This window comes from Streptomyces sp. NPDC001530 (genome assembly GCF_042894545.1).
Lineage (GTDB): Bacteria > Actinomycetota > Actinomycetes > Streptomycetales > Streptomycetaceae > Streptomyces.
In genome coordinates, this window is the sequence record NZ_JBIAVS010000039.1 from 61,808 (window position 1) to 69,463 (window position 7,656).

At 71.2% G+C, this 7,656-nt stretch carries 6 protein-coding genes; 2 read left to right on the plus strand and 4 right to left on the minus strand.

The genetic code is table 11. The features are described 5' to 3' along the window. Positions 1 to 240 precede the first annotated feature (240 nt). The 3 genes from ACFY0T_RS46865 to ACFY0T_RS46875 all read right to left on the minus strand — a co-directional run bounded on the left by ACFY0T_RS46865 (position 241) and on the right by ACFY0T_RS46875 (position 4,267). The gene (locus ACFY0T_RS46865; RefSeq protein ID WP_388884686.1) at positions 241 to 1,872 is read right to left on the minus strand and encodes a phospho-sugar mutase; all 1,632 of its coding nucleotides are present in this window, start codon (positions 1,870 to 1,872) and stop codon (positions 241 to 243) included. Positions 1,873 to 2,690: 818 nt separating this feature from the next. After that, complete coding sequence (locus ACFY0T_RS46870) at positions 2,691 to 3,515, minus strand: purine-nucleoside phosphorylase (protein ID WP_388884687.1); 825 nt, start codon at positions 3,513 to 3,515, stop codon at positions 2,691 to 2,693. Between the two features lie 314 nt (positions 3,516 to 3,829). Continuing rightward, positions 3,830 to 4,267 (minus strand): gamma-glutamylcyclotransferase, encoded by a 438-nt coding sequence (locus tag ACFY0T_RS46875; protein ID WP_189191684.1) that lies wholly within the window; start codon positions 4,265 to 4,267, stop codon positions 3,830 to 3,832. Positions 4,268 to 4,375: 108 nt separating this feature from the next. Between ACFY0T_RS46875 and ACFY0T_RS46880 the strand changes: the two genes are divergently transcribed. Beyond that, positions 4,376 to 5,824, plus strand: a complete 1,449-nt coding sequence (locus tag ACFY0T_RS46880) for an NAD(P)H-quinone dehydrogenase (RefSeq protein WP_388884688.1) — start codon at positions 4,376 to 4,378, stop codon at positions 5,822 to 5,824. A gap of 178 nt (positions 5,825 to 6,002) precedes the next feature. Beyond that, a complete protein-coding gene (locus ACFY0T_RS46885; RefSeq protein ID WP_388884689.1) occupies positions 6,003 to 6,965 on the plus strand; it encodes a DeoR/GlpR family DNA-binding transcription regulator in 963 nt (320 codons plus the stop codon). Positions 6,966 to 7,191: 226 nt separating this feature from the next. Here ACFY0T_RS46885 and ACFY0T_RS46890 read toward each other — a convergent pair. Continuing rightward, positions 7,192 to 7,656, minus strand: a 465-nt coding sequence (locus tag ACFY0T_RS46890) for a biotin/lipoyl-containing protein (protein WP_388884690.1), incomplete at its 5' end; no start/stop codon positions are given.

Consider the following 7,656-nt stretch of genomic DNA (forward strand, 5'->3'; position numbering starts at 1 on the left):
GGGAGCGCTGCGTCAACTGCCCTGCGGAAATCACCCATAAGGGGCGCGAGGGGATCGCCGCGACAGGGGGAACGCTCTGTCGCGATCGCGAGAGGGGAGATTCGCTCTGTGTGCTCTGTGTGCTCTGTGTGGGTCCATCTGCTCGATGGACCCACACGGTGGTGTCGGGCTATTGGGCGGCTGTCCGACTGGCTGGACTGTCCGACTGGCGGGACTGTCCCACTGGCCGGACTGTCGGACTCAGATGCCGGCCGCGGCCGACAGGTCCCGCTTGATCGCCGACAGCAGTTCGGCGGCCTTCGCGTGGGCCGCCGGGAGGTTGTCCCGGGTGCCGACGGGCACCACGACCTCCAGGTAGCACTTCAGCTTCGGCTCCGTGCCGCTCGGGCGGACGATGACGCGGGCGCCGTCCAGGGTGTAGCGCAGGCCGTCCGTGGGCGGCAGCTTGTCCGTGCCCTTGGTGAGGTCCTCGGACTTGGTGATCGCCAGACCCGCGAGCCGCGTGGGCGGCTGTTCGCGCAGCCGCCGCATGGCGTTCGCGATGATCGACAGGTCCTCGACGCGGACCGAGAGCTGGTCGGTGGCGTGCAGGCCGTACTCGACGGCGATGTCGTCGAGGAGGTCGAGCAGCGTACGGCTCTGCTCCTTGAGCTCGGAGGCGAGCTCGGTGATGAGGAGGGCGGCGGTGATGCCGTCCTTGTCGCGTACGCCGTCCGGGTCGACGCAGTAGCCGAGCGCCTCCTCGTAGCCGTACCGCAGTCCCTCCACGCGGGCGATCCACTTGAAGCCCGTCAGGGTCTCCTCGTACGGCAGCCCCGCCTTTTCGGCGATCCGGCCGAGGAGGGCGGAGGAGACGATCGACTCGGCGAACGTGCCGCGCGCACCTCGGTTCACGAGGTGCTGGGCGAGCAGCGCGCCGACCTCGTCGCCGCGCAGCATCCGCCAGTCCGCGCCGTCCTTGACGGCCACCGCGCAGCGGTCGGCGTCGGGGTCGTTCGCGATGATCAGGTCGGGGTCGGTCTCGCGGGCCTTGGCGAAGGCGAGGTCCATGGCGCCGGGCTCTTCCGGGTTGGGGAAGGCGACGGTGGGGAAGTCGGGGTCGGGCTCGGCCTGTTCGGCGACGAGGACCGGGGCCGGGAAGCCCGCCCGGGCGAACGCCGCGAGCAGTACGTCCTTGCCGACGCCGTGCATCGCCGTGTAGACGGTGCGGGCGGTGCGGGGCGACCCCTCGGCCAGTACGGCGTCCGTACGGGCCAGGTAGGCGTCCAGGACGCCCTCGTCGAGGGTTTCCCAGCCGGAGTCGGGGCGCGGGACCGTGCTGAGGGTGGTGATGGCGGCGATCTCGGCGGCGATCTCCGCGTCCGCCGGGGGGACGATCTGCGAACCGTCGCCCAGGTAGACCTTGTAGCCGTTGTCGCGGGGCGGGTTGTGGCTGGCGGTGACCTCCACGCCCGCCGCCGCGCCGAGGTGCCTTATGGCGTAGGCGAGGACGGGGGTGGGGAGGGGGCGGGGCAGTACGGCGGCGCGCAGCCCCGCGCCCGTCATCACGGCCGCGGTGTCGCGGGCGAAGTCCGCGGACTTGTGGCGGGCGTCGTAGCCGATGACCACGAGGCCGTCGGTCTGGCCCTTCGCCTTCAGGTAGGCGGCGAGGCCCGCGGCGGCACGGATGACGACCGAGCGGTTCATGCGCATGGGGCCGGCGCCGAGTTCGCCTCTGAGGCCGGCGGTGCCGAACTGGAGGGTGCCGCTGAAGCGGGCGGCGAGCTCTGTGACGTCCTCGGTGGCGATGAGCTTGGCGAGTTCGTCGCGGGTTTCCGCGTCGGGGTCCTCGGCCAGCCACGCCTTGGCCCGTGCGATGAGTTCGTCCTGCACCTCGGGTGCACCTCTCTCTTCGTTCGTACGTCGCTGTGTGCGCCGGGTTTCTTCCGCCCCCGCCGCCCCTACCCATTCCCGTCCCCCGGGGCTCCGCCCCAGACCCCGCCAAGGGGCTCCGCCCCCTGGACCCCCTATCGGCCTCAACGGCCTCGTCCTCAAACGCCGGACGGGCTGAAGAGCACGGGCCTGGGCTGAAGGGTTTCAGCCCGGCCGGGGGTTGAGGAGCGGGCGTGCAGGGGGAGCCCCCTTGGCGGGTTCGGGGGCGGAGGGCGGAGCTCCAGGGGGTTCAGGGGGTGGAGCTTCTGACGGGGGCGAGGGGTGGAGCCCCCAGGGGGTCAGGGGGCAGAACTCCTGATGGGGTTCAGGGGCGGAGCCCCGGGCGGTTCGGGGGGTGGAGCTTCTGACGGGGGCGAGGGGTGGAGCCCCCCGGGGGTCAGGGGGCAAAGTCCCTGAGGGGGTCGAGGGGCGGGCCCGGGCGGTTCAGGGGGCAGAACTCCTGATGGGGTTCAGGGGCGGAGCCCCGGGCGGTTCGGGGGGCGGAGCTCCTGACGGGGTCGAGGGGCGGAGCCCCCGGGGGTCAGGGGGCAAAGTCCCTGAGGGGGTCGAGGGGCGGGCCCGGGCGGTTCAGGGGGCAGAACTCCTGACGGGGTCCTGGGGCGGAGCCCCGGCGGGGTCCAGGGGCAGAGCCCCGGGTTGGGGCCGGGGGCTCCCCCCTGACGGTGCCCCTAGGGACGGCGCCGCCTCGGCGGGGTCTGGGGCGGAGCCCCAGGGGACGGGAATGGGTAGGGGCGGCGGGGGCGAAAAAAGCCCACCGCCTACAGGCGGTCCAGCACCTGGGTCAGGAGTTCGCCCATGCGGGCGGCGGAGTCGCGGCCTGCCTGGAGGACCTCCTCGTGGTTGAGGGGCTCGCCCGTCATGCCGGCGGCGAGGTTGGTGACCAGTGAGATGCCGAGGACCTCGGCGCCGGCCTCCCGGGCGGCGATGGCCTCGAGCGTCGTCGACATGCCGACGAGGTCCGCACCGATGACCCGAGCCATCCGGATCTCGGCCGGCGTCTCGTAGTGCGGCCCGGGGAACTGCGCGTAGACGCCCTCCTCCAGGCTGGGGTCGACCTCCTTGCACAGGGCCCGCAGACGGGGCGAGTACAGGTCGGTGAGGTCCACGAAGTTCGCCCCGACGATCGGCGACGTCGCCGTCAGGTTGATGTGGTCGCTGATCAGCACCGGCTGGCCGGGCCGCATGCCCTCGCGCAGACCACCGCAGCCGTTGGTGAGCACGATGGTCTTGCAGCCGGCGGCGACGGCGGTCCGCACGCCGTGCGCGACGGCGGCGACCCCGCGGCCCTCGTAGTAGTGGGTGCGGCCCAGGAAGACCAGGGCCCGCTTGTCGCCGATCCGGTACGAGCGGATCTTGCCGCCGTGACCCTCGACCGCCGGCGGGGGGAACCCGGGCAGCTCGGTGACCTGGAACTCGGCCTCGGGAGAGCCGAGCGCGTCCACGGCCGGCGCCCAGCCGGAGCCCATCACGAGGGCGACGTCATGGGTCTCGGCGCCCGTGAGCTCCCGCAGGCGCGCGGCGGCGGCGTCGGCGGCGGCGTAGGGGTCGCCCTGGATGTCGTCCGGAAGAAGAGATGCGTTCACGCGCATGAGGGTAGCTGGTCCAGGCCTACGCGCGTAGATGACAGAGCTCACGGTCTTGCGATCGTTGTCTTGTCGTTTCCAACAAGAGCGGGGGCAAAGAGGGGCAACGACCGCCCTTTCGGACGAGACTCCACAGGGTGCTCCCCGAGCTCGACGACGTGGCGCGACAGACGCACCCGCCCAGTGCAATGACGTCGCGACGACGTAGCGGGGCAAGGGCGTCGGCACAGCTCAATGGCGCAGCTCAGCACGGCCGCTTGCGCAGCTCGGAAACGCAGTTCAGCAAGTCGGCTCGCCCGGCTCGACGGCGCCGCTCAGCACGGCCGCTTGCGCAGCTCCATCACATAGTCGTGCGGCGCCCCCGCCGACTCCGCCGCGTCGGCGATCTCGCCCAGGTACCGCGCCGAGGGGAGTCCCCCCTCGTACCCGTTCAGTACGTACACCCACGCCGGCTCCTCCCCCTCCAGCGTGTGCACGCGTACGCGCATCCGGCGGTAGATGTCGAGGCCCACGCCCTCCCAGCGGTCCATGGAGTCCTCGTCCAGGGGTGCGATGTCGTACAGCGCCACGAAGACCTGGGACCGCGGTGCCTCGACGATCGTCGCGAGCGCGCCCTCCCAGCCCATGTGCTCGCCCCCGAAGGTCAGCCGCCAGCCGTTCAGCCAGCCGGTGGCGCGCAGCGGCGAATGGGGAGCGCGGCGCGTCATGAGCCGCGGGTCGAGATTGCCGGCGTACGCGGCGTAGAGCGACATGGGGTCGAGGGTACGGCAGCGAACACCCGCGTCCCTCGCGTAACAGAAGGAGCTCGAATACCACCGACTCCGGCCCCAGGGCGGAAGCACCTGGAGGCGTGCGGGACAATGGAGTACGTGACTCGGATCGTGATCATTGGTGGCGGACCCGGCGGATATGAAGCGGCGCTGGTAGCAGCGCAGCTCGGCGCGGAGGTGACCGTCGTCGACTGCGACGGTCTGGGCGGGGCGTCGGTGCTCACCGACTGCGTGCCGTCGAAGACCCTTATCGCTACGGCCGAGGTGATGACCACCTTCGACTCCTCGTACGAGGAGCTGGGGATCATCGTCGCCGACGACACGCCCCCCATGGAGCAGGCGGCCCGCGTCGTCGGCGTGGACCTCGGCAAAGTCAACCGCCGTGTGAAGCGCCTCGCGCTCGCGCAGTCGCACGACATCACGGCCTCCGTGACGCGCGCCGGCGCGCGCGTCCTGCGCGGTCGCGGGCGGCTCGAAGGCATGCAGGCCCTGGACGGCTCGCGCAAGGTCGTCGTCCGGGCCGTGGACGGCACCGAGGAGACGCTCACCGCCGACGCCGTACTCATCGCCACCGGTGGTCACCCGCGTGAGCTCCCCGACGCCCAGCCCGACGGCGAGCGGATCCTGAACTGGACCCAGGTCTACGACCTCGACGAGCTCCCCGGGGAACTCATAGTCGTCGGCTCCGGTGTCACCGGAGCCGAGTTCGCCGGCGCCTACCAGGCGCTCGGGTCGAAGGTGACCCTCGTCTCCTCCCGCGACCGCGTGCTGCCCGGCGAGGACCCGGACGCCGCGGCCGTCCTGGAGGACGTCTTCCGCCGCCGCGGCATGAACGTGATGGCCCGCTCCCGCGCCGAGTCCGCCAAGCGGGTCGGCGACCGCGTCGAGGTCACGCTCTCCGACGGCCGGGTCATCAGCGGCTCGCACTGCCTGATGGCCGTCGGTGCCATTCCGAACAGCAGCGGGATGGGCCTGGAGGAGGCCGGGGTGAAGGTCAGGGAGTCCGGGCACATCTGGACCGACAAGGTGTCCCGTACCAGCGCCCCCGGCGTGTACGCGGCCGGTGACGTGACCGGCGTCTTCGCCCTCGCGTCCGTCGCCGCCATGCAGGGACGTATCGCCATGTACCACTTCCTGGGCGACGCGGTGGCCCCGCTGAACCTGAAGACGGTCTCGTCCAACGTCTTCACCGACCCCGAGATCGCCACCGTCGGCTACACGCAGGCCGACGTCGACGCCGGCAAGATCGACGCCCGTGTCGTGAAGCTCCCCCTCCTGCGCAACCCGCGCGCGAAGATGCAGGGCATCCGCGACGGCTTCGTCAAGATCTTCTGCCGCCCCGGCACCGGCATCGTGGTGGGCGGTGTGGTCGTGGCGCCGCGCGCCTCGGAACTGATCCATCCGATCTCGATCGCGGTCGACAACAACCTGACCGTCGAACAGATCGCGAACGCGTTCACCGTGTACCCCTCCCTGTCGGGCTCGATCGCCGAGGTGGCACGGCAGTTGCACACCCGGAAGGCCACGGGCGAGAGCTGAGCCCTTCGGGCGACTCCCCGCCGGGTCCGCGCTGGTCACGGGGAGTCGTCGACCATTCGTACGGCATAGGCGGCGCGAGTAGGCGCCTATACCACTTCGCGCCCTGCCATGCGAACAACTTCTGTTATTCGGCGCAAACTGCTGAAAGCAGACGGTCGTTGGGGTTACTGTCAGTTTCGTGTTCGCTGCAGAACGTCGCCAATTGATCCTCGAAATGGTGCGAGCGAATGGAGCCGTGTCGCTCCGTGAGCTCGCCCGCGTCGTCCAGACCTCCGAAGTGACCGTACGGCGGGACGTGCGCGCACTGGAGGCAGAAGGACTCCTCGACCGCCGGCACGGCGGTGCGGTATTGCCGGGCGGGTTTACGCGGGAGTCCGGCTTTCCGCAGAAATCGCATCTCGCGACCGCCGAGAAGACGGCCATCGCCGATCTCGCCGCGGGTCTCGTCGAAGAGGGCGAGGCCATTGTGGTGGGAGCGGGGACCACCACGCAGGAGCTGGCGCGCCGGCTCGCGCGGGTCCCCGGGCTGACCGTCGTCACCAACTCCCTCTTGGTGGCTCAGGCGTTGGCCCACGCCAACCGCGTCGAGGTCGTGATGACCGGCGGCACCCTGCGCGGTTCCAACTACGCCCTGGTCGGCTCCGGCGCCGAGCAGTCCCTCCAGGGGCTGCGCGTCTCCCGGGCCTTCCTCTCCGGGAGCGGGCTCACGGCCGAGCGCGGTCTGTCCACGTCCAACATGCTGTCGGCCTCGGTCGACCGCGCGCTGGTCCAGGCCGCCGCCGAGGTCGTCGTCCTCGCCGACCACACCAAGCTCGGTACCGACACGATGTTCCAGACCGTGCCGACCGACTTGATCACCCGCCTGGTCACGGATGAGCCTCCAGGGCACGACGACCGCGCGGTCACCGAGCTGCAGGCCCTGGCGGACCAGGGCGTACAGATCGCGGTGGCCGGGTCATCCGCTTCGGGCGGCGCGGGAGGCGATCCCGTCCCGGCGGGGCGCCAGCCACGCCGGGACGTACCCCTCCCCGGCCCACGCCGCGGCGTACCGGGCACAGCCCCCCAACTACGCAGCGCCACGGTCCTGGGCGACCAGCCCCAGTCGGAGCGCGCAAGGGTGGCAGACCTCCGCCGCCGCTGATCTCTGGTCGGCAGGAGGGAGGGATTGGCCGATTTGGGCCACCATGTGCCCGGAATGTTCCGGTTCGCGTGGCCCGGAATTGCCAATCGCCGCCTCGCGCCTTCCGGACCGGCAGCCTTCTGCGCGCGAAGCGCCCGGCGGGCTGTTTCAGCCCGCCGGGCGCTTCGTGTCGTGCGAGTGCCTCTTGAGGGCTCTTTTAGGGGTCTTGAGGGCCTCTGTCAGGGGCTCAGTCCTTGATTTCGCAGATCGCGGCGCCTGAGGTGATGGAGGCGCCGACCTCTGCGCTGAGGCCCTTGATGGTGCCGGAGCGGTGGGCGTTGAGGGGCTGTTCCATCTTCATGGCTTCCAGGACGACGACCAGGTCGCCCTCCTTGACCTCCTGGCCCTCCTCGACCGCCACCTTGACGATGGTGCCCTGCATGGGGGAGGCGAGGGTGTCGCCGGAGGCGACGGGGCCGGACTTCTTGGCGGCGCGGCGCTTGGGCTTGGCGCCGGCGGCCAGCCCGGTGCGGGCCAGGCTCATGCCGAGCGAGGAGGGGAGGGAGACCTCCAGGCGCTTGCCGCCGACCTCGACGACGACGGTCTCGCGGCCCGGTTCCTCGTCGGTCTCGGTGTCGGCCGGGGCGGTGAAGGCGGGGATCTCGTTGACGAACTCGGTCTCGATCCAGCGGGTGTGGACCGTGAACGGGGA